Origin of the sequence: Aeromonas sp. 600527, assembly GCF_049175415.1 — a bacterium.
Taxonomy (GTDB): domain Bacteria; phylum Pseudomonadota; class Gammaproteobacteria; order Enterobacterales; family Aeromonadaceae; genus Aeromonas; species Aeromonas veronii_A.
This window is the reverse complement of record NZ_JAAKVA010000002.1, coordinates 211,908-231,050: the sequence shown is the minus strand read 5'-3', so window position 1 is coordinate 231,050 and position 19,143 is coordinate 211,908. Positions and strand designations below refer to the sequence as shown.

18 protein-coding genes are annotated in these 19,143 nt (G+C 59.6%); 10 read left to right on the top strand and 8 right to left on the bottom strand.

Annotated elements, in window-relative coordinates:
- Positions 1-181: 181 nt before the first annotated feature.
- Genes G5154_RS04505 through G5154_RS04490 form a run of 4 tightly spaced genes read right to left on the bottom strand, consistent with a single transcriptional unit; the run spans position 182 to position 3,961 of the window.
- On the bottom strand, positions 182-1,366 hold the full coding sequence (locus tag G5154_RS04505) for an iron-containing alcohol dehydrogenase (RefSeq protein WP_139708930.1): 1,185 nt from the start codon (positions 1,364-1,366) through the stop codon (positions 182-184).
- Positions 1,367-1,384: 18 nt separating this feature from the next.
- A complete protein-coding gene (locus G5154_RS04500) occupies positions 1,385-1,903 on the bottom strand; it encodes a hypothetical protein (protein ID WP_005361659.1) in 519 nt (172 codons plus the stop codon).
- The gene (locus G5154_RS04495; protein WP_421250405.1) at positions 1,884-2,504 is read right to left on the bottom strand and encodes a TetR/AcrR family transcriptional regulator; all 621 of its coding nucleotides are present in this window, start codon (positions 2,502-2,504) and stop codon (positions 1,884-1,886) included. Before G5154_RS04495 ends, G5154_RS04500 begins: the two co-directional genes overlap by 20 nt.
- An 11-nt stretch (positions 2,505-2,515) precedes the next feature.
- Positions 2,516-3,961 carry a coniferyl aldehyde dehydrogenase gene (locus G5154_RS04490; RefSeq protein WP_216961871.1) on the bottom strand — a complete coding sequence of 482 codons (1,446 nt, stop codon included), beginning with the start codon at positions 3,959-3,961 and terminating at the stop codon, positions 2,516-2,518.
- A gap of 212 nt (positions 3,962-4,173) precedes the next feature.
- Here G5154_RS04490 and G5154_RS04485 point away from each other — a divergent pair, with 212 nt between their 5' ends.
- From G5154_RS04485 to G5154_RS04475, 3 genes are all read left to right on the top strand, one after another.
- The gene (locus G5154_RS04485) at positions 4,174-4,467 is read left to right on the top strand and encodes a hypothetical protein (protein WP_005353197.1); all 294 of its coding nucleotides are present in this window, start codon (positions 4,174-4,176) and stop codon (positions 4,465-4,467) included.
- A 219-nt stretch (positions 4,468-4,686) separates the two neighbouring features.
- Positions 4,687-5,655, top strand: a complete 969-nt coding sequence (locus G5154_RS04480) for a nucleoside hydrolase (protein WP_337072795.1) — start codon at positions 4,687-4,689, stop codon at positions 5,653-5,655.
- Positions 5,656-5,761: 106 nt separating this feature from the next.
- Entirely contained in the window at positions 5,762-6,097 is a 336-nt protein-coding gene (locus tag G5154_RS04475) for a DUF3634 family protein (protein ID WP_005347215.1), read from the top strand.
- An 88-nt stretch (positions 6,098-6,185) separates the two neighbouring features.
- On the opposite strand, the gene G5154_RS04470 is transcribed toward G5154_RS04475, so the two are convergent.
- Positions 6,186-7,391 carry a cytochrome c gene (locus G5154_RS04470; RefSeq protein WP_337072794.1) on the bottom strand — a complete coding sequence of 402 codons (1,206 nt, stop codon included), beginning with the start codon at positions 7,389-7,391 and terminating at the stop codon, positions 6,186-6,188.
- Entirely contained in the window at positions 7,388-9,313 is a 1,926-nt protein-coding gene (locus tag G5154_RS04465) for an NAD(P)-binding protein (RefSeq protein ID WP_421250404.1), read from the bottom strand. The genes G5154_RS04470 and G5154_RS04465 overlap by 4 nt, the downstream gene beginning before the upstream one ends.
- 580 nt (positions 9,314-9,893) lie before the next feature.
- Here G5154_RS04465 and cyoA point away from each other — a divergent pair.
- The 7 genes from cyoA (at position 9,894) to G5154_RS04430 (ending at position 16,741) form a co-directional block, all read left to right on the top strand.
- Positions 9,894-10,937 carry a cytochrome o ubiquinol oxidase subunit II gene (gene cyoA / locus G5154_RS04460; RefSeq protein WP_216978417.1) on the top strand — a complete coding sequence of 348 codons (1,044 nt, stop codon included), beginning with the start codon at positions 9,894-9,896 and terminating at the stop codon, positions 10,935-10,937.
- 3 nt (positions 10,938-10,940) lie between these two features.
- Complete coding sequence (cyoB, locus tag G5154_RS04455) at positions 10,941-12,917, top strand: cytochrome o ubiquinol oxidase subunit I (protein WP_005347209.1); 1,977 nt, start codon at positions 10,941-10,943, stop codon at positions 12,915-12,917.
- 4 nt (positions 12,918-12,921) lie between these two features.
- Positions 12,922-13,536, top strand: a complete 615-nt coding sequence (locus tag G5154_RS04450; RefSeq protein WP_216978419.1) for a cytochrome o ubiquinol oxidase subunit III — start codon at positions 12,922-12,924, stop codon at positions 13,534-13,536.
- Positions 13,537-13,866: a cytochrome o ubiquinol oxidase subunit IV gene (locus tag G5154_RS04445; RefSeq protein WP_216978420.1), complete on the top strand. Its 330-nt coding sequence runs from the start codon at positions 13,537-13,539 to the stop codon at positions 13,864-13,866.
- A gap of 11 nt (positions 13,867-13,877) precedes the next feature.
- On the top strand, positions 13,878-14,774 hold the full coding sequence (cyoE, locus tag G5154_RS04440) for a heme o synthase (RefSeq protein WP_216978421.1): 897 nt from the start codon (positions 13,878-13,880) through the stop codon (positions 14,772-14,774).
- Positions 14,775-14,935: 161 nt separating this feature from the next.
- Complete coding sequence (locus G5154_RS04435; RefSeq protein WP_216978422.1) at positions 14,936-16,306, top strand: MFS transporter; 1,371 nt, start codon at positions 14,936-14,938, stop codon at positions 16,304-16,306.
- 60 nt (positions 16,307-16,366) lie between these two features.
- Positions 16,367-16,741, top strand: a complete 375-nt coding sequence (locus G5154_RS04430; protein ID WP_421250403.1) for a DUF805 domain-containing protein — start codon at positions 16,367-16,369, stop codon at positions 16,739-16,741.
- An 82-nt stretch (positions 16,742-16,823) separates the two neighbouring features.
- Here G5154_RS04430 and G5154_RS04425 read toward each other — a convergent pair whose 3' ends face one another.
- Both G5154_RS04425 and G5154_RS04420 read right to left on the bottom strand, forming a co-directional pair.
- Positions 16,824-17,927: an ElyC/SanA/YdcF family protein gene (locus G5154_RS04425; protein ID WP_421263888.1), complete on the bottom strand. Its 1,104-nt coding sequence runs from the start codon at positions 17,925-17,927 to the stop codon at positions 16,824-16,826.
- Between the two features lie 326 nt (positions 17,928-18,253).
- A complete protein-coding gene (locus tag G5154_RS04420; protein WP_421250401.1) occupies positions 18,254-19,006 on the bottom strand; it encodes a DNA/RNA non-specific endonuclease in 753 nt (250 codons plus the stop codon).
- Positions 19,007-19,143: the final 137 nt, after the last annotated feature.

The window sequence follows — 19,143 nt, the reverse complement described above, 5'->3', positions numbered from 1 at the left end:
ATGGTGTTGTTGGCACAAGATAGCGGTTAGCCAAGGTATAGAACAGATAATGAGAGCCCGTGGTCAATATCATCCCCCTTTGACAGAGGGCGCATCGATATCGCGATGTAGATCAAGGTGCCCGATGGTGAGTCGGGCACCGCGTTAGTGTCAGCACAAGATTATTGGCAAAGGGGAGGGATCAGACCCAGGCTCGCTCCAGCAGGGTGAGTAACTGCTCACGGTCGGCGTCCTTGCGATTGAACAGCAGGGCACCGTCGTTGACCGCCAGATCGCGGATCTCGGTCAGTAGCGAGCGATCGCTTACCCCAGCCTCGCTCATGGTGCGCGGCAGCTTGACCGCTTGCCACAAGGTGTCGCGCAGGGTGCGAATAGCTGTGATGGTCGCTTCCGCCCGCTGATGGGCCGGGGTGGCAGCAAAGCGCTCTGCCCCCACCAGCGGCAACAGCAGCCGGGCCAACTCGCTATCCACCTCGGGGCGGTTGTAGTCGAGCACGGTCGGCAAAAAGAGGTTCATGCACAGCCCGTGGGGCAGATGGCAGCGGGCTCCCAGACTGTGGCCGAGGGCGTGCACCAGCCCCACCATGGAGTTGGAAAAAGCCATGCCAGCCAGCGTGGAGCCTTCCGCCAGTTGCAGCCGCAGCTGTTTGTTTTGCGGGTCGTGGATGATTTGCGGCAGGGCGCTGGCGATCTTCTCCACTGCCATCAGGGCCAGCGCATCGCTCACCGGGTTCTTGGCGGTACCGATAAAGGCCTCGATGGCGTGGGTCATGGCATCCATGGCGGTAGCGGCGGTGATATTGAGGGGCAGTCCCTGGGTCAGGCGCGGGTCGAGCACCGCCAGCTGGGGCAGCAGGAAGGGGGAGGTGAAGGGCACCTTGCGCCCGCTCGCCTCATCCTTGATCACTGCAACCAATGTCACTTCTGATCCTGTGCCCGCCGTGGTGGGCACCACCGCCAGCGGCTTGAGGGGACGGGTCAGGCAACCGGCGCCCGAGTAGTCGAGCAGATGATCCCCCCCCATGGAAGTGAGAATGTTGACTGCCTTGGCGGTGTCGATGACCGAGCCGCCCCCCAGCGCCACCAGACTGTCGCAGTCGAGCTCGCGGTAGCGTTTGGCGATCCGCTCCACCACGGCAGTGGAAGAGTCAGCCGGGATCTCGTCCCAGATGGCGGCAACCGGCAGCTCCCCCTCGGCCAGCACATTGGCCAGCAGGGTGGCAAGGCCGGTGGCATTGACCCCCTTGTCGGTCAGCAGCAGCGGGCGACGGGCCCCGAGGCTGGCCAGCTCGCTGGCCAGCTGCTCCAGCGCCTGTTCACCGGCCAGCAGTTTGACCGGGCAGAAAAAATCGTAATAGCGGCTCATTTCAAGGCTCCTTGCGCGTTAGCCGGTCACCAGACCCAGATAGATGTTGCAGGCCCGGCCGATCTTGTTGGTCGGGGCGGGATAGTGGCGCAGCAGAGGCCGCGCGATAAAGGCGGGCAGGATCAGGGACTGCAACTGCTCAAGCCCCCGTACCAGATGCATGGCAACGGTCAGATCTCCCTCCACCAGCAGCCGGTTTTCGCCAAATGCCTGATTGACCCCGAGCCGAAAACTCAGGGCGCGAAAGGCGATATTGGGATGCTTGAAGCGCACCCGTAGCGGATGGATGGTGGCATGAGGGGCGACTGGCGCGCCGGGATACCAGCGGCCACCCTGCTTGTGCATGTTCATGGCGTAGCCGATGCCGCCCACTTCGAGGCGAATAGCCAGCCCGTCCGGCAACGGCGCCAATTCACGGCGCACTGCCTCGTCGGTGCGGGCGGCGCGACAGAGGGTGCGACCCACCACCCAGAGCAGAGTGGTGATCCAGAGGCGGCGGCCAAGGGCTGCCGCAGGTTCAAACATCCGTGTTTGCATGAGGATTGGCTCCTGAGATGGCTGACCAGAAGAGGGCGAACGCACTGGCTTGCCAGTAGTCGTCCTCTCCCAGCTCCGGTTGATCGACAAACAGTGATGCGCAAGCGAGGAACTGGCCCTGACACACCTCCAGCAACAGTGGCGCGGGAGCCTGCATCAGCTCGCCGCTGGCCTGCCCCTTTGCCAGCAGGGCTGGCAGAAAGCGCAGGGCATCGTTCAGGATCTGGCTGCGGGCCGGTCTGGCCAGCAGCGGAGAGTGAAAGAAGCCCAGCACGAATTTGAGCTCATTGGGATGCGCGAGCATCCACCCCATCGCCAGCTGCCAGTAGTGGCGGGTCTGGTCGTACAGCGGCAGGGTGGGATCTGCTTCATGGATGGCGCTCCCCATCCGGGTCTTTACATCCTGATAGAGGGCGAGGATCAGCGCCTCCTTGCTCGGAAAGTGGTGGAACAGAGTGCCGTTGGCCACCCCGGCCGCCTTGGCGATACGGGCGGTGGCGGCCCCCTGCAGGCCATCTTCGGCGCAGAGGGCGAGGGCGGCATCCAGGATCTGGCGGCGCTTGTCGGTCATGGTTTGTGGCTGCGGGATAGCCGGCTTCATTGTCATCTCCATCAGCGCAGGAAGAAGGCCATCATCAGCTTCTGGATCCAGCTGTGGTAGGGGGGATGGATCAGGGAGCCGGTGGTGAACTTGCCGCGGGTCAGCACGGTTTTTGCCTTGGAGAAGGTAAGAAACCCCTCGTGGCCGTGGTAGTGGCCCATGCCGGAGGCGCCGATGCCGCCAAACGGCACATCGTCGGCAGCCACCTGAAACAGGCTCTCGTTGATCGCCATGCCGCCGGAGTGGGTCTCCCGGGTCACTCGCGCCTGCAACTCGGGATCGAAGCTCATCAGATAGAGGGCCAGCGGGCGGGGCCGCTCGGCCACATAGGCGAGCGCCTCCTCCAGGGTGTCGTAGGGGATGAGCGGCAGCAGCGGCCCGAAGATCTCCTGCTGCATTACCTGACACTGACTCGGCACCCCGGTCAGCAGATGGGGCACCAGCAGGCGACGCTGGTCGTCGCGGGCCGGGCTGCCACAGGGATGGAGCTGGGCACCCGCCTGCTCGGCTTCATCGAGCCAGCTGACGAGACGTTGATACTGGCGGTCGTTGATGATGGCGCCGTAGTCGGCGCTATTGAGCCCCTGCGGGTAGAGCTTGCTGAAGTGGCGGCGATAGGCGGCGATAAAGTTATCCACCTCGCTGCGGGGCAGCAGCACATAGTCGGGGGCGACGCAGATCTGCCCGGCGTTGAGGCTCTTGCCGAAGATCATCCGCTCGACCGCGGTGGCGACCGGCATGTCGGGGGCGATGAGACAGGGGCTCTTGCCACCCAGCTCAAGGGTGAGGGGGGTGAGCTGGGGCGCGGCGGCGGCCATCACCAGCTTGCCCACCATGGTGGAGCCGGTAAAGAGCAGGTGATCGAACGGCAGTGAGCTGAACGCTGCCGCCATCTGGGCATCTCCCTCGATGATGGCGATCTCGTTTTCGTCAAACACGCTGGTGAGCATGGTGCGCAGCACGGCGTTGGTATGAGGGGTGAACTCGGAGAGTTTCAGCATCGCCCGGTTGCCCGCCGCGATGGCGGTGATGAGGGGGCCAAGGCTCAGCATCACCGGAAAGTTCCACGGCACGATAATGCCGACCACCCCGAGCGGCTGGAAGTGCACCTCCACTTTGGCGGGGGCCAGCAGCAGGCCGGTGTGACGGCGGTGGGGCTGCATCCAGCGTTTGAGCCGCTTCTGGGTGTAGTTGATCTGCATGATGCAGGGCAGCACATCGGCGATCAGGCTGTCGTAGTGGCTGCGCTGACCATAATCTGCCGCCAGCGCCTTGCACAGCTGTCCCTTGTGGGCGAGCAACGCCTGTTTGAGTTTGGTCAGCTGCGCCCGGCGCTCGGCCAGGGTAGGCATGGGGTGAGCCAGACTCGCCCGCTTGAGCCGCGCCAGCTGATCCGGCAGGGACATCTTGATGGCGAGGATATCCTCAGGAGTGTGTTGAAGCTGCGCCGCACCCATGTTGTTCTCCGCATGAAAAATGACCGACTGATTAGTCGGTCTAAATCTAGCTGTTTGTTACCGGAATGTAAAGCTGGCAAGCTGTCTGCCGTTCACCATGAGCCGGACGCAAGAGAGAACTGTGTGTCTCCCCACACTTTTGTGGTTTGCTCGTTGGTGACTTATCTAATAAGGGGTAGTTTTTGGCTATTAACCTACACGGAGAGAGCACTATGACCAGGGAACTGAACAGCTTGTTGGCCCGGCTTGAAGATGTGGTTGAGCGGATGCCGGATTGCTTCAACACCTACGAATTCGCCCAGAAGCTGGCCCTGCAATATCAGCCGGAATTCTTTGCCGCGGGCCACTCTCTGGCCGAGCACGAGGGCAAGGTACTGCGGGTGCTGCACCAGAAGATCGCCGAAGCGCTGGCGGGCAGCGAGATGGTGATTGAAGGGGCTCTGCTCCCCTGCGTCACCCCCTGGGGGGAGAAGGCGACCTCACCGCGTTGGCACCGCAAGCACTGAGGATCCGGTCAGGCAGATCACTGCCAGATAGCAGATAACGAACAACGATAAAGGGCGCGGCGCTGGCAACAGGGCCGCGTTTTTTATGCTAATTGTCGCCAGCAGCGCCCCCGCTGCCGGGAGCAAAGGCCCGCTCTGTGATCCCATGCCGGGATATGGGGCCGTCAGCCGGGTAGACTCTCCCTTTTGTCGCAGGGTTTGTCACCGTAGGAATTTCTCATGACCCATAAAATCATTCTGGATACCGACCCGGGTATCGACGATGCCATGGCCATCCTGTTTGCCGAGGCCCACCCCGCCATCGAGCTGCTCGCCATCACCACTGTTTTTGGTAACGCCACCATCGACAATGGCACCCGCAACGCCCTCTGGCTCAAGCAGAAGTACGGCATGAAGGCGGATGTGGCCAAAGGTGCTGCCGCCCCGCTGCTGCGCGAGCCGGTTGGCCCCACCACCATAGTCCACGGCCCGAGCGGCTTTGGCGATATGGAGGCGGGGGAGGTGACTATCGCTCCGGATCCTCGCCCCGCTTGGCAATATATTGTCGAGGCGGTGAAAGCCGCGCCGGGGGAGATCACCATAGTCACTATCGGCCCGCTGACCAATCTGGCGCTGGCGCTACAACAGGCGCCCGAGATTGTCTCGCTGGTGAAACAGGTGGTAGTGATGGGGGGCGCCTTTGGCGTCAACGGCCATCGTGGCAACGTGACCCCCTATGCCGAGGCCAATATTCACGATGATCCCGATGCCGCCGACCGAGTCTTTACCGCCGATTGGCCTGTGGTGATCATCGGGCTGGACGTGACCCAGCAGAGCTTCTTCAGCAGCGCCTATCTTGATGAGCTCAAGGACAAGGCGGGAGAGCCGGGCCGTTTCCTGTGGGATGTGAGCCGCTTCTATCTGCGCTTCTACTCCGAGAAACTGGGGCTCTCCGGTTGCCACGTCCACGATCCGTCCGCCATCGCCTATGTGATTGATCCGACCCTCTTTACCCTGCGCGAGGGGCCGGTACGGGTTATCACCAGCGGTCCGGCCATCGGCCACACCCTGCAAAAGTTCGATGGCAAGCGCCACTCCCACGATGACTGGTCAGCCTATCGTCCGCAGCAGGTCGGGGTGGCGGTGCGTGATGAGGCGCTGCTCGCTCTCTATCGCGAGACGCTGGTGGGTTGGGGCAAGGATTGCTGAGCAAAGGGGCGCTATAGCGCTGAGGCGGGGGCTGTGATCGGCGCCAAACAATCGGGGCGCATGGCCGCTTATACTGCCTGATATCAAGAGCTTGGGAGGGATGAAGATGGCCTGGATTTCCTTGATCGTAGCGATTGCGCTGATCTGGTGGTTGATGAAGCTGGGGCGTGGCGCCCTGTTCGAGATCCGCCTTGCTCCCGGCAAGGTGGTGGTCAAGCAGGGCAAGGTCTCACCCGCTTTTATTGACCATGCCAAACAGATCCTGCGCCACGATACGGTACGCGGTCGCATTGTGGGGCAGCGCGATGGCGATGGTGTGAAGTTGATCTTCTCCCGCTCTATCCCCGAGCCGGTGGCCCAGCGGTTTCGCAATATCTTCCCCTATGGCGATTACCGCCAGCCAACGGCGCCACTGCCGGGGCCAAAATCCCGCAAGGGATAAGCACCGGAACGTGGTTAATCAATAGCAAACGGGCCTCCAGTGGAGGCCCGTTTTTTATGGCACTTGGCCAAGAGAGGGCTGACAGCCCTTACTCCTTGCCGTGCAGCTCGCGCTGGGCCTTGACCGCCGCTGCCTTGACGGCGGTGCCTTGATTGCCCCAGGAAGCGCGCAGGGTGTTGACCAGCTCGGCCACCTGTTCGTCGTTGAGAGCCCAGCCATAACCCGGCATATGGTAGCCGATATGCCCCTGCGTAATGGGCGTCTCGGCACCGTGTAGCAGCACGTTGATCAGGCTCGACGGATCGCTCGCCAGCACGGTGCGGTTGTTCACCAGCGAGGGAATGACGTGGTCATTGCCCTGGCCGTTGACCCCGTGACAGGTGGAGCAGTACATGGCGTAGTCCGCCTTGCCGCTGGCACTGGCATAGGCACGGGCCCCTTTCTCCGCGACCGGCTCATCTTTCAGATCGGTGAGATAGGTGGCGATGCTGGCCAGATCGGCGTCGCTGAAATACTGGCTGCTGTGAGTGATCACTTCCCCCATGGGGCCCGCGACCGCTTCATGCTGGCTGCGGCCGGTTTTCAGCAGATCGATCAGCGCCTGCTTGCTGTAACGGCTGCCGCGAATGTCGGGGGCATACCAGCCATCCAGCGCCGCCCCGCTTAGGTAGACAGGGTCCGCCTCAGTCAGCGCTTTCTCCTGCATGCCAAGCCCGCGCGGAGTGTGGCAACTGCCGCAGTGACCGGCACCCTGCACCAGATAGGCGCCACGGTTCCACTCTTCGCTCTTGCCTGCGACCGGGGTGAAGCGGCTGTCGTCGTGGTAGATCCAGTTCCATCCCATCAGCGGCCAGCGCATGTTGAGCGGCCAGGGGATGTCGCTCTCTTTGTTGGCGATGGCCAGCGGTTGCACCTCCTTCATCAGGTAGTGATAGAGATCTTCGAGATCCTTATCGCTCATCTTGGCGTAGGCGGTGTAGGGCATGGCCGGATAGAGGTGATGGCCGTCGCGGGCCACCCCTTCACGCATCACCTTGATGAACTCCGGCAGGCTGTAGTTGCCGATACCGTGGGTCTTGTCGGGGGTGATGTTGGTGGCAAATACGGTGCCGATAGGGGTCGGGAATCCTTTGCCGCCTGCCAGCGGCTTGCTGGTCTCGCTGGTGTGACAGGCGGCGCAATCGCCGAGCTTGGCCACGTATTCCCCCGCCGACATGGCGGGGGCTGCGTTGGCGGCAAGGGCGGGCAGAGCCAGCAGCAGGGCGCTGGCGGTCAGTGACAGGGCGCGGCTCATTGGGCACCTCCCTTGCTCATGGCTACCAGCTCGTTGACGGCGCGCCACGCTTCGTCGATGGCGGCGTGGGCGTAGGGGCTCCAGCCTGCATCCGAGTTGGCGATGGTGATGTTGCCGATCGGCTGGCGACCCAGTTCAATCCACTTTTCGCACTGCGCTTCGTCATCAAACAGGGTGTTGGTGACATAGGAGTAACCGTGAGACCAGCGGTTGACCGTGATGGCGAGGATATCCTGCTCATGGTTGAAACCGGCGCTGCCGAGCATTCCCTGCAGTTGCTCGCGGATCATCTGCTCGTGCTGCTCGAATGGCATGCCGAGGATCATGGCGCGCCCCTTGCGGGACTGCTCGCGTGCCGAGAGGCCGCTGCCCGGCAGGGTCGGTACATAGACCATGTGCAGGCACATGGGCTGATCCGGGTTTTTGGGATGCTCATAACCACCGAGGTTGACCGGATAGTCGAGTTTGACCCGACTGTAGGGGGCTGCGGGGGAGTAGACCTCGTGCACCCCCAGCTTGACGAATGCTTGCCAGTTCTTGATCACCACCTTGGTGTAGACCAGCGGCGCCTTGACGTTCTGGCGCAGAGCCTCCTTCTGGGGCTCCGGCATCTCGGGCACCATATAGGGGATCATCATGTTGTAGCCCGCCATGATCGACTGCTTGGCCCGTACCCGATGCAGCTTGCCCTCTTTGATGTAGGTGACATCCACCGCCAGCTTGCCATCGGCGAGGCGCACGTTTTTAGCCTGTAGCGCCGTGCTGCCAAGACGCAACCGTACCTTGTGCTCGGGCAGGTCGAGTTTGCTGTAGTCAAACTTGGCCAGCACCACATCCTGCATGGTGTGACCCGGCGCCACCTGCGGAATGAGCTTGCGTACCATCAGGCGGGTGAGACCGGCGTTGCCATCGGGGAAGTGGAAGATGTAGGGATCGTCCAGCTCCGCCTGCTCCTCGGCATCAAGCGGCGTCAGATTGAGGCCGTCGAAACCCGGCAAGGCGCACAGACGCGCATCGGCGCAGGCGGTGGCGTCGATGCCGACCGCCTGGAAATCGTTGGTGCGCTGCTGGAAGTAGGTGATTGCCCGCTCGCTCAGACCCACTTTATCGCGCAGGAAGGTGGTGTAGCTGTTGCGAGTCACCCACTCGTCCTGCTGCTCGCGGGTCATGCCGCTCAGGTAGTCGATCTTCGATTCGTGCAGGGCCAACAGGGCGGCCTTGTCGGCATCATCGAGGGGGAAGTCACCGATAAATTCTGCCAGCGGCCGGCCGTTCAGGCGATCGCGCGGGATATCGTCCGCCACGTTGTGGCCCGGATCCCCGTTCACTATCTTGTTGACGCCAAAGTGCTTCTCGTCGAAATAGACGCCACGGCTCAGCCCCAGATCCGGATAGAAGGTCTGCTGGAACCCTTTGGCCAGCTCGTCGATGTTGACCTCCAGCGTCTTGAGCAGACCGAGCGCCACCGGGCTGTAGACCGAACGCGGTGATTGCAGGGATTCACTGCCGCCGTAACCCAGACGCAGGCCATCGGGGGTGGTGAATTCGTTGCGCTTGGCGTGGCCACCGAAGTCATCGTGGTTGTCGAGCAGCAGGATCTTCTTATCCGCGCCGAGCAGTTGCTGATAGAAGCAGGCGGCAGCCAGGCCGCTGATCCCGGCGCCGACGATCACCAGATCGTACTCCCCCTCAAGGGGTATATTGGCAAAATCATACTGCTTGCCGTCACGGGCGATGCTGTGGGCCGGTTCGAAAGAGCCCGGGTGGTTGCCGCGCAGGCCGGTGAGGGCGGGCGGGTAGGCCAGGGTTTTATCCGCCAGCGTGCTGCCGCCTTCGGCAGCCTTGAGCAGATTGATGGGGGCGACGCCTGCCGCAATGGTGATGGCAACGCCGTTGAGAAAATCTCTGCGTGTAATACTCATGGCAATACCTGCTGTATGAAAAATGGAAAAGCACAGAGTGGAATGGGTAGCTGACCAGCAGCAAGAGGACGCAACCTACCGCCATATTCGCATGGCGTCTATATAGTTTGATAATAACTTATTAAACAAATTATTCAAACAAGGGGCCAAGTGACAGACTTGTTCTGGTTAGCCGATTTTAAAAATAAATGCAGCAGAAATATAGGGCAGCTATCTGTGGGTGCATTTAACTATGTAAATGCAGATGTATTTAATTGGTCATTTATCATCGTAGCTAGCAGCTGTTTATTATTCATGCTGGAGGGCGAAATTTTAGCCTCATATATCCATATACTATGTGGGGTTTGTTGGTAGTTTAGTGTGCAGAGTTCAACTGTAATTTGAGATGGCAGTTCTGTTGATTAATTATAGGGAAAAGCACTATTTATAGTGACTTGGATGGTTGATTAACAATTTTCACATGCGTTCGCCAAGTTTTGCACAATCTCGGGATTAATTTTTCATGTTGTTTACATGTTCTGGTTCTGATCACAATGTTGCCCGTTTTTACAACTTTAGCCTGCGACCATAAGGACACTGCATGAGACCTTTTGAATTAAAGAGGGGCTTGGGTGCTTTGCTGTTGCTCGCATCGGCCAGCTTGCTGACCGGCTGCGACATGGCCTTGATGAACCCCAAAGGGCAGATTGGTCTGGAGCAGAAATCACTGATATTAACCGCCTTGGGGCTGATGTTAATTGTGGTGATCCCTGTAATTATTATGGCTGTGGTCTTTGCCCGCAAATACAGGGCATCAAATACCAACGCTAAATATACTCCGGATTGGTCTCACTCCAATAAAATTGAAGCGGTTGTGTGGACCGTGCCAATTATTATCATCGTCATCCTGGCAACCATTACCTGGAAAACGTCCCACGAACTGGATCCTTACAAACCGTTGGATTCTACGGTGAAGCCGATCCAGATTGATGTTATTTCCCTCGACTGGAAATGGCTGTTTGTCTACCCAGAATTAGGGATTGCCTCGGTCAATGAATTAGCATTCCCGGTCAATACCCCCGTCAATTTCCGGGTGACTTCAGACACAGTCATGAACTCTTTCTTCATTCCCAAGCTGGGCGGGCAAATTTATGCCATGGCAGGTATGCAGACCAAGTTGCATCTCATTGCCAATGAAGCAGGCGCGTATGACGGTATCTCCAGCAGTTATAGCGGAGCCGGTTTCTCGGGCATGAAGTTCAAGGCGATTGCCACGCAGGATCAGGCCGGTTTTGATGCCTGGGTTGCCAAAGTCAGGGCCTCTCCCAAGATGCTGACCACCATGGATGAGTTCAATGCGCTGGCCAAGAAGAGCGAAAACCACCCGGTGGAGTATTTCTCAAGTGCCGATCCGGCCCTTTTCGTCAAGCTGATCAACAAGTTTATGGGTGACATGGGGCATGGCGAGCACAAGGGGATGACCCATAAAGCCCCCTCAGAGCATGGCGCCGCCATGAATCACGATGACATGGCACATATGCAGATGGACCATGCCGCTATGGCGCATGACGGGCAGAAGGAGCATGCCGGACATATGAACGCGCCGTTGGATAACAAGGCTGTGCAAGCAGGATCCGAGGAATAACCGATGTTTGGAAAATTAACACTCGATGCCATTCCGTTCCATGAACCCATCATCATGGTGACGGTAGCCGGTATCATTTTGGGGGGGCTGGCCGTTGCCGGCCTGATCACCTATTTCGGCAAGTGGCAATATCTGTGGAAAGAGTGGCTTACCTCGGTCGACCACAAGCGTCTTGGGGTCATGTATCTGATCCTGGGTATGGTCATGATGCTGCGCGGCTTCGCCGATGCGGTGATGATGCGTACCCAGCAGGTGATGGCTTCGGCTGGTGGTGACGGCATTTTACCGCCGCATCACTACGACCAGATCTTCACCGCCCACGGGGTCATCATGATCTTCTTCGTGGCCATGCCACTGGTGATCGGTCTGATGAATATCGTCGTGCCGCTCCAGATCGGTGCCCGTGATGTGGCTTTTCCCTTCCTCAACAACATCAGCTTCTGGTTCACCGCCGCCGCCGTGGTGCTGATCAACGTCTCCCTCGGGGTCGGTGAATTCGCCCAGACCGGCTGGCTGGCCTATCCGCCCCTCTCCGGGCTGGAGTACAGCCCGGGGGTCGGGGTTGATTACTGGATCTGGAGTCTGCAGATCTCGGGTCTTGGTACCTTGCTGACTGGCGTCAACTTCTTCGCCACCATCATCAAGATGCGCGCTCCTGGCATGACCATGATGCGTCTGCCGGTGTTCACCTGGACGGCTTTGTGCTCCAACGTACTGATCATCGCCTCCTTCCCGATCCTGACCGTTACCATCGCCCTGCTCACCGCAGACCGCTATCTGGGTACCCATTTCTTTACCAATGACATGGGTGGCAACATGATGATGTACATCAACCTGATCTGGGCCTGGGGCCACCCCGAGGTTTATATCCTGGTGTTGCCGGTATTCGGGATCTTCTCCGAAGTGGTGGCCACCTTCAGCAAGAAGAAGCTGTTCGGCTACACCTCGCTGGTATGGGCGACCATTGCTATTACCGTGCTCTCCTTCATTGTCTGGTTGCACCACTTCTTCACCATGGGCTCGGGCGCAAACGTGAATGCCTTCTTCGGCATCACCACCATGATCATCTCCATCCCGACCGGGGTGAAGATCTTCAACTGGTTGTTCACCATGTACCGTGGTCGCATCGAGTTCACCTCACCCATGCTGTGGACCGTCGGTTTCATCATCACCTTCACCATAGGTGGCATGACAGGGGTACTGCTCTCGGTGCCGGCGGCCAACTTCGTGTTGCACAACAGCCTGTTCCTCATCGCTCACTTCCACAACGTCATCATTGGTGCCGTGGTATTTGGCTGCTTTGCAGGAATCACCTACTGGTTCCCCAAGGCGTTCGGCTTCACCCTGAATGAAACCTGGGGCAAGCGTGCTTTCTGGTGCTGGATTATCGGCTTCTTTGTTGCCTTCATGCCGCTTTACGTACTGGGCTTCATGGGGATGACCCGCCGCATCAGTCAACAGCTGGATCCGGCCTTCCACCCCTGGCTGGTGGTAGCCGCCTGTGGTGCCGGCCTGATTGCCCTTGGTGTCTTGTGCCAGGTGATCCAGCTGGTGGTCAGCATCCGTGACCGCGAGCAGAACCGTGATGTGAGTGGTGACCCCTGGGGTGGCCGGACGCTGGAGTGGGCGACCTCTTCACCGCCGCCCTTCTACAACTTCGCCATCGAGCCGAAGATCACCGGTCTGGATGCCTTCTGGGAGGCCAAGCAAAACGGTTCAGCCTATCAGCAGCCCAAGCAGTATGCACCGATCCACATGCCCAAGAACACCGGGGCAGGGGTGATCATCGCGGGCTTCAGCGCCATCTTTGGCTTTGCCATGATCTGGCATATCTGGTGGATGGCCATCCTTGCCTTTGCCGCCATGATTGGCAGCTGGATCATCCACAGCTTCAACGATGACGTGGACTACTACGTCCAGGTTGACGAGATCACGCGCATCGAAGATCAGCATTTTGCCAACATTAACAAGGGGGCGTGACGCTATGGCGACCGACGTTCTACATCACACTCACGAGAGTGCCCATGACCATGGGCACCATGATGCCGGTGCCAACAAGGTGTTTGGTTTCTGGATCTACCTGATGAGTGACTGCATTCTGTTTGCATGTCTGTTTGCAACCTATGCGGTTCTGGTCAACGGCACTGCCGGCGGTCCGAGCGGCAAGGATATCTTCGAACTGCCGTTCGTATTTGCCGAAACCATGCTGCTGCTGTTGAGCTCCATCACCTTCGGTTTTGCCATGTTGGCGATGAACAAGAACCGGGTGTCTACCGTCAATGGCTGGTTGCTGGTGACCTTTGTGCTGGGTGCCGGTTTTATCGCGATGGAGATCTACGAGTTCCATCACCTGATCGCAGAAGGTTACGGCCCGGATCGCAGTGCCTTCCTCTCAGCCTTCTTTACCCTGGTTGGTACTCACGGTATCCACGTGACCAGTGGCCTGATCTGGATCATCGTGATGATGGTGCAGGTGGCCAAGAAGGGGCTGACCGATCGCAACCGCTCCCGCCTGATGTGCCTGAGCCTGTTCTGGCACTTCCTCGACGTGGTGTGGATCTGCGTCTTTACCGTGGTCTATCTGATGGGAGCAATGTAAATGAGTCATTCCGTTGATTCTCACGGCGCCAGCCACGGCAGCGCCAAGAGCTACCTGATCGGCTTCGTGCTGTCACTGATCCTGACTGCCGTACCGTTCTGGATGGTGATAGATGGCTCCGCCTCCCACACCACCGTGCTGGCCACCGTGGTTGGCATGGCGGTGGTGCAGATCTTCGTGCATCTGATCTACTTCCTGCATATGAATACCTCGTCTGAAGAGCGCTGGAACCTGGTGGCACTGGTCTTTACCGTGCTCATCATTGCCATCGTGGTCGTGGGTTCCCTGTGGATCATGTACAACCTCAACATCAACATGATGGTCCACTGAGCAGGCTGGCAATGATGAAGCAATACCTGCAAGTGACCAAGCCGGGCATCATCTTCGGCAACCTCATCTCGGTGATCGGGGGATTTCTGCTGGCTTCAAAAGGAAGCCTGGACCTGCCCCTGTTCATTCTGACCATGGTGGGTGTTTCGCTGGTGGTGGCCTCCGGTTGCGTGTTCAACAACTACATCGACCGGGACATCGACTGCATCATGGAGCGCACCAAGAACCGTGCTCTGGTGAAGGGGCTGATCGCCCCCGGCGTATCGCTCTGGTACGCCACCGCGCTTGGCATGGCGGGCATTGCACTGCTCTATTGGGCGGCCAATCCGTTGGCCGCTCTGCTGGCGGTGCTGGGCTTCATTGTCTATGTGGGGGTCTACAGCCTCTACATGAAGCGTCACTCGGTCTACGGCACCCTGGTGGGCAGCCTCTCCGGCGCCGCGCCGCCGGTCATCGGCTACTGTGCGGTGAGCGGTCAGTTCGACTCGGGGGCCTTGATCCTGCTGGCGATCTTCAGCCTGTGGCAGATGCCGCACTCCTATGCGATCGCCATTTTCCGCTTCAAGGATTATCAGGCGGCCAACATTCCGGTGTTGCCGGTGGTGAAGGGAATTTCGGTGGCCAAGCACCACATTACCCTCTACATCCTGGCCTTTATGGTGCCGACCCTGATGCTGTTCCTCGGCGGTTACGCCGGCTACAAGTATCTGGTGGTGGCCACTGCGGTGAGTGTCTGGTGGCTGGGGATGGCGCTGTCGGGTTACAAACAGCTGGTTGATGATGCTCTCTGGGCGCGCAAGCTGTTTATGTTTTCCATCGTCACCATTACCTGTCTGAGTGTCATGATGTCGGTAGACTTCCAGCCAGAGGCCGAGCCTGTGGCGCTGGTGAGCATGTTGCTCCGATAGTGTGCGTTGCTTCCGATTGCACGAGATCCAGAGCCGGGAACCTTCCCGGCTCTGTTATTATGGGGCCGCCCATCGGGTACTTTTCCCCTGTGTAGGGTGTGGCATGGTGCGTGTCGGCCACCCCTTGACTCTTCCTTGTTCCCTGAACTATCGAGGCCATCATGAATGATTTCACCATGACGAGGGGCGAGCGCCGTGCCACCTGGGCGCTCGGCTCCGTCTTCTCTCTGCGCATGCTTGGCATGTTTATGGTTCTGCCGGTGTTGACTACCTATGGCATGTCGCTGGCCGGTGCCTCCGAGGCGCTGATTGGCTTGGCCATCGGCATCTACGGCATGACCCAGGCTTTGTTCCAGATCCCGTTCGGTTTGCTTTCCGACAAGGTGGGCCGCAAGCCACTCATCATCGGCGGTCTGCTGGTGTTTGCTCTTGGCAGTGTGATCGCTGCGCTGACTCACTCTATCTGGGGCGTGATCCTCGGCCGCGCCCTGCAGGGGAGCGGCGCTATCTCGGCGGCCGTGATGGCGCTCTTGTCGGATCTCACCCGCGAACAGAACCGCACCAAGGCGATGGCTTTTATCGGGGTGAGCTTTGGTATCACCTTCGCCATTGCCATGGTGACTGGCCCCCTGATTACTCATGCGCTGGGACTCTCCGGCCTGTTCTGGCTCATCGCCCTGCTGGCGCTGGGGGGCATCGCCGTCACCCTCTGGCTGGTGCCGACACCGACAACTCATCTGCTCAATCGAGAGTCCGGCATGGTCAGGGGCGGGATGCGCACTGTGCTGACCAATCCGCGCCTGCTCAAACTCAATCTCGGCATTTTGTGCGTGCATACCCTGTTGATGTCGAGCTTCGTGGCGTTGCCGCCGCTGCTGGAGCAAGCGGGTCTGCCTCGGGACAGCCAGTGGCAGGCTTATCTGGTCACCATGCTGATCGCCTTCGTCAGCGTTGTGCCCTTCATCATCTATGCCGAGACGCGCAGAAAGATGAAGTTGGTGTTCCAGATCTGCGTGCTGGTGATGCTCAGCGCCGAAGTGGTGCTGTGGCAGGCTGGCCTGCAGTTGTGGGGCCTGCTCGCCGGCCTGCAGCTCTTCTTCATCGGCTTCAACGTGATGGAGGCGTTGCTGCCATCCCTGATCAGCAAGGAGTCGCCACCGGGTTACAAGGGGACGGCCATGGGGATCTACTCCACCAGCCAGTTTATCGGAGTGGCTATCGGTGGCAGCCTGGGGGGCCTGCTCTACAGTCTGGGTGGTGGCGCCCTGGTGTTTGGCGGCTGCTCTGCGCTGGCCCTTGTCTGGCTCGGGGTCAGCCTCACCATGCAGGAGCCCCCCTATGTGAGCAGTCTGCGCATCCTGTTACCGGAAGGGGTGGAGGCGAGCCCTGCACTGGAGCAGAAACTCCGTGCCTGCGATGGGGTGAACGATGTACTGCTGGCACGGAAGGAACGTTCGCTCTATGTGAAGGTGGACAGCAAACGGGTCAGTCGCCAGGATCTGGAGCAGCTGGTGATCGACGCCGGACACTGATCGCGCTAAGCTCGGTTCGGATCTGCAACTACTTGTTTTTGAAAACAGTCTGGAGGCGCAATGAACTGGTATCTCTCGGTCCTCAAGCAATATGCGGTATTCAGCGGACGGGCCCGTCGCACCGAATACTGGATGTTTGTGCTGTGCAACGTCATCGTCATGCTGTTGCTCGGCATGGTGGACAAGCTGATTGGCGGCGACAAGGAGCTGATCAGCTCCATCTATTCGCTGGCTGTGCTGCTGCCCTCGCTGGCGGTGGCGGCCCGTCGCCTGCACGACACCGATCACAGCGCTTGGTGGCTGTTGCTCGGACTCATCCCCGTTATCGGCACCCTGGTGCTTATCTACTTTATGGTTTGCAATGGCCAGCAGGGGCCAAACCGCTTCGGTGACGATCCCAAAGCGCCCCCCTCGCAGGGCTTTATCGTCAGCTAACGGGCGAGGCTTGGCTAATAATCGGTCAATAAAAAGAGAGGGAGGCATCACGCCTCCCTCTCTTTTTCGTGTTGATGGCCGATCAACGCTCGATTAGCGGGGCGGATCGGTAGCTCCACATGCCGTAGGTGCGCAGGGCGTCGCGGTAGATGCCGAGCAGCTCGCTCTCGCTCGGGGTGGCCAGCTCCTCGAGGGGTTTGTCGGGGTAGCTGACGCTCGCCACCTTGATGTTGGCCGGGCCAATCTGGTCGCAGGCGATTTCCAGCACCGTCTGCCCGCGGCGTACATGGCTGGCGGAGCTTACCAGCACCGCATAGTCAATCTGGTGGCGGGCGAGGGCATAGGCGCTGTAGAGGGCGTTATCCACCGTGCTTGTGGCGTAGTTCTCTTCAATCAAGCGGCTGCGGTCGATGCCGTGGTTGGCCAGCCAGTCAGCCATCAGCTTGCCCTCGGTCTGGCGGTTCTGGGGCACGCCGCCGGTCAGGATGATCAGCGCTTCCGGGTCGGCTTTGGCCAGCTCAAGGGTGGTTTGCAGACGGCCCAGCAGGATCTTGTCCATGCTGCCGTCGGGATTGAGGGCGTAGCCCAGGGTGACGATAGCGCGCTTGCCCTCCCTGCTGGCCTTGACCTGATCCTCGGTTAGTTCGGTCTGCAGCGGGGCGGCGGTGATCCGCTGCACCCTGGCGATGATCTCCTCCAGATCGGCAGCGCGGCCACTGTTGCGATCCGCCACTTTCGCCAGATAGCTGCGGGAAGCCTCCTTGTTACCCTTCACCAGCTGCCAGATGGCGAGATAGCTGTTGATGTCGAGAGCATCGGGGGCGACGGCCTGCGCCTGCTCCAGCAAGGTGATGGCGCGGCTCAGGTTGCCGTTGTAGATCTGTGCGTTGGCCGCCGAGATGAGCAGGTCGGTGCGGTAGGGTTCAAGCTGGTAGGCGGCCAGCAGCCACTCGGTCACCAGCTCCATATTGCTCGGCATCTTGGCGGTAAAACCGGCGTGGGAGATTTTGGCTGGCGACTTGTAGATCTGCAGCGCTTCGCCGAGCAGCATGTCCACCGCCTGGCGTTTGCTGACCAGGGTATTGAGGTCGTGCTCCATCTGCATCGAGCTCTCGGCCGCTTGCAGGGCGAGGGGCGAGAGCGCCAGCAGGCCGCCGAGGGTGAGGGCAAGAAGGGTCTGTTTCATCAAAAGGTCCTCTGTCGGGCTGAATCGCGCCGTAGTGCGCCGGCGTGTGGGCCGATGGGATAAGGCAAATGTGCGTCAATTCAGTCTGTTAGTGCCAAAGAGAGGGCAATATACCAGTTAACGGTGCGGCAAACTGTGAGTCGGGGCGGGTCGTCGGGTGATGCCACACCAGTGGCCGCAAAAATGGCCGCAACGGGTCAGCTGCCATCTGAAAGGGACAGGGGGAGCGTGACTCCCCCTGCTGGGAGGGGCGCGGGCCCCTCCCTCTATCTATCGCGATGCAAGATAGATGGGGTGTCAATCTATCTGCTGATGAGCATTCGCGGTCAGTTCCACATCGGGGAGATGCGAGCTTCCAGCGTCTCTTGCTGCTCTTCGGGCATATCGCTGAAGAAGTTGAGTTGGGTCTGCTCCTCCACCTCACGTACCGAGACCCGGTAGTTGGCGATCTGGCTGATGGGCACCTCTTCCTGCGGCATGATAAAGGCGATGGCCTGCAGTCTGGCCGGGTCCATCACGATCTTGTAGTAGGCGCTCGGGATCGCCACACCCTGACCGATGGACTCTTCAGAGCCGGTAAAGATGGGGCCGGTGACCACCTGTACATCCTTGCGGGAGACCGCCCACTTGTTCACCTTGTCCTCCAGCACGCGCCACGCCTTCTGGTTGAGCACCCCGATCTGCGGTGTCATGTTGCTCAGCAGGAAGCTCTCTTTCATGGTGTTCTTGTTCGATTTCATGTCCCCCGCCGGGGCCTGATGGCCACGGTCGTAGCCCGAGCCCTTGTAGTCGGAGAGGGTGGCGCGATAGGCGACCGGGATCTCCCTGTCCTCGGCGAAGGCATCCTTGCGCGGCACTGTGCCCTGTGCGCTCTGGGCAGTCATCCGGTAGGAGACCCAGTCCGCCACCTTGTAGTCGTAGTTGTAGCCGACGGCATACCCTTCACGGCAGAGCTTCTGATCCGATTCGGAGGGCAGGCCGAAGCGCACGTGCTCACCGCACTCCCAATGGGCGGCTAGCAAGGGGGTGGCAGTGAGGGTGAGGGTAACAGCCAGAACCAATTTATTGATTTTTATCATTTTTGTGATGCTCCAGTTTAGTAGGCGGAGCCATTTGACATGAGATCTGACCAGCGCTTCAATTGCTGTTTTTTTACACGTCACCGTTCTGTGACGGCTCGCCAAGATCCGTGATGTGACTGGTTAATATGTTTTAA

Bases quoted from the DNA above. Each gene is read 5' to 3' on its own strand.
- G5154_RS04505 (WP_139708930.1), bottom strand. From the start codon at position 1,366: ATGAGCCGCTATTACGATTTTTTCTGCCCGGTCAAACTGCTGGCCGGT.
- G5154_RS04500 (WP_005361659.1), bottom strand. From the start codon at position 1,903: ATGCAAACACGGATGTTTGAACCTGCGGCAGCCCTTGGCCGCCGCCTC.
- G5154_RS04495 (WP_421250405.1), bottom strand. From the start codon at position 2,504: ATGAAGCCGGCTATCCCGCAGCCACAAACCATGACCGACAAGCGCCGC.
- G5154_RS04490 (WP_216961871.1), bottom strand. From the start codon at position 3,961: ATGGGTGCGGCGCAGCTTCAACACACTCCTGAGGATATCCTCGCCATC.
- G5154_RS04485 (WP_005353197.1), top strand. From the start codon at position 4,174: ATGACCAGGGAACTGAACAGCTTGTTGGCCCGGCTTGAAGATGTGGTT.
- G5154_RS04480 (WP_337072795.1), top strand. From the start codon at position 4,687: ATGACCCATAAAATCATTCTGGATACCGACCCGGGTATCGACGATGCC.
- G5154_RS04475 (WP_005347215.1), top strand. From the start codon at position 5,762: ATGGCCTGGATTTCCTTGATCGTAGCGATTGCGCTGATCTGGTGGTTG.
- G5154_RS04470 (WP_337072794.1), bottom strand. From the start codon at position 7,391: ATGAGCCGCGCCCTGTCACTGACCGCCAGCGCCCTGCTGCTGGCTCTG.
- G5154_RS04465 (WP_421250404.1), bottom strand. From the start codon at position 9,313: ATGAGTATTACACGCAGAGATTTTCTCAACGGCGTTGCCATCACCATT.
- cyoA (WP_216978417.1), top strand. From the start codon at position 9,894: ATGAGACCTTTTGAATTAAAGAGGGGCTTGGGTGCTTTGCTGTTGCTC.
- cyoB (WP_005347209.1), top strand. From the start codon at position 10,941: ATGTTTGGAAAATTAACACTCGATGCCATTCCGTTCCATGAACCCATC.
- G5154_RS04450 (WP_216978419.1), top strand. From the start codon at position 12,922: ATGGCGACCGACGTTCTACATCACACTCACGAGAGTGCCCATGACCAT.
- G5154_RS04445 (WP_216978420.1), top strand. From the start codon at position 13,537: ATGAGTCATTCCGTTGATTCTCACGGCGCCAGCCACGGCAGCGCCAAG.
- cyoE (WP_216978421.1), top strand. From the start codon at position 13,878: ATGATGAAGCAATACCTGCAAGTGACCAAGCCGGGCATCATCTTCGGC.
- G5154_RS04435 (WP_216978422.1), top strand. From the start codon at position 14,936: ATGAATGATTTCACCATGACGAGGGGCGAGCGCCGTGCCACCTGGGCG.
- G5154_RS04430 (WP_421250403.1), top strand. From the start codon at position 16,367: ATGAACTGGTATCTCTCGGTCCTCAAGCAATATGCGGTATTCAGCGGA.
- G5154_RS04425 (WP_421263888.1), bottom strand. From the start codon at position 17,927: ATGAAACAGACCCTTCTTGCCCTCACCCTCGGCGGCCTGCTGGCGCTC.
- G5154_RS04420 (WP_421250401.1), bottom strand. From the start codon at position 19,006: ATGATAAAAATCAATAAATTGGTTCTGGCTGTTACCCTCACCCTCACT.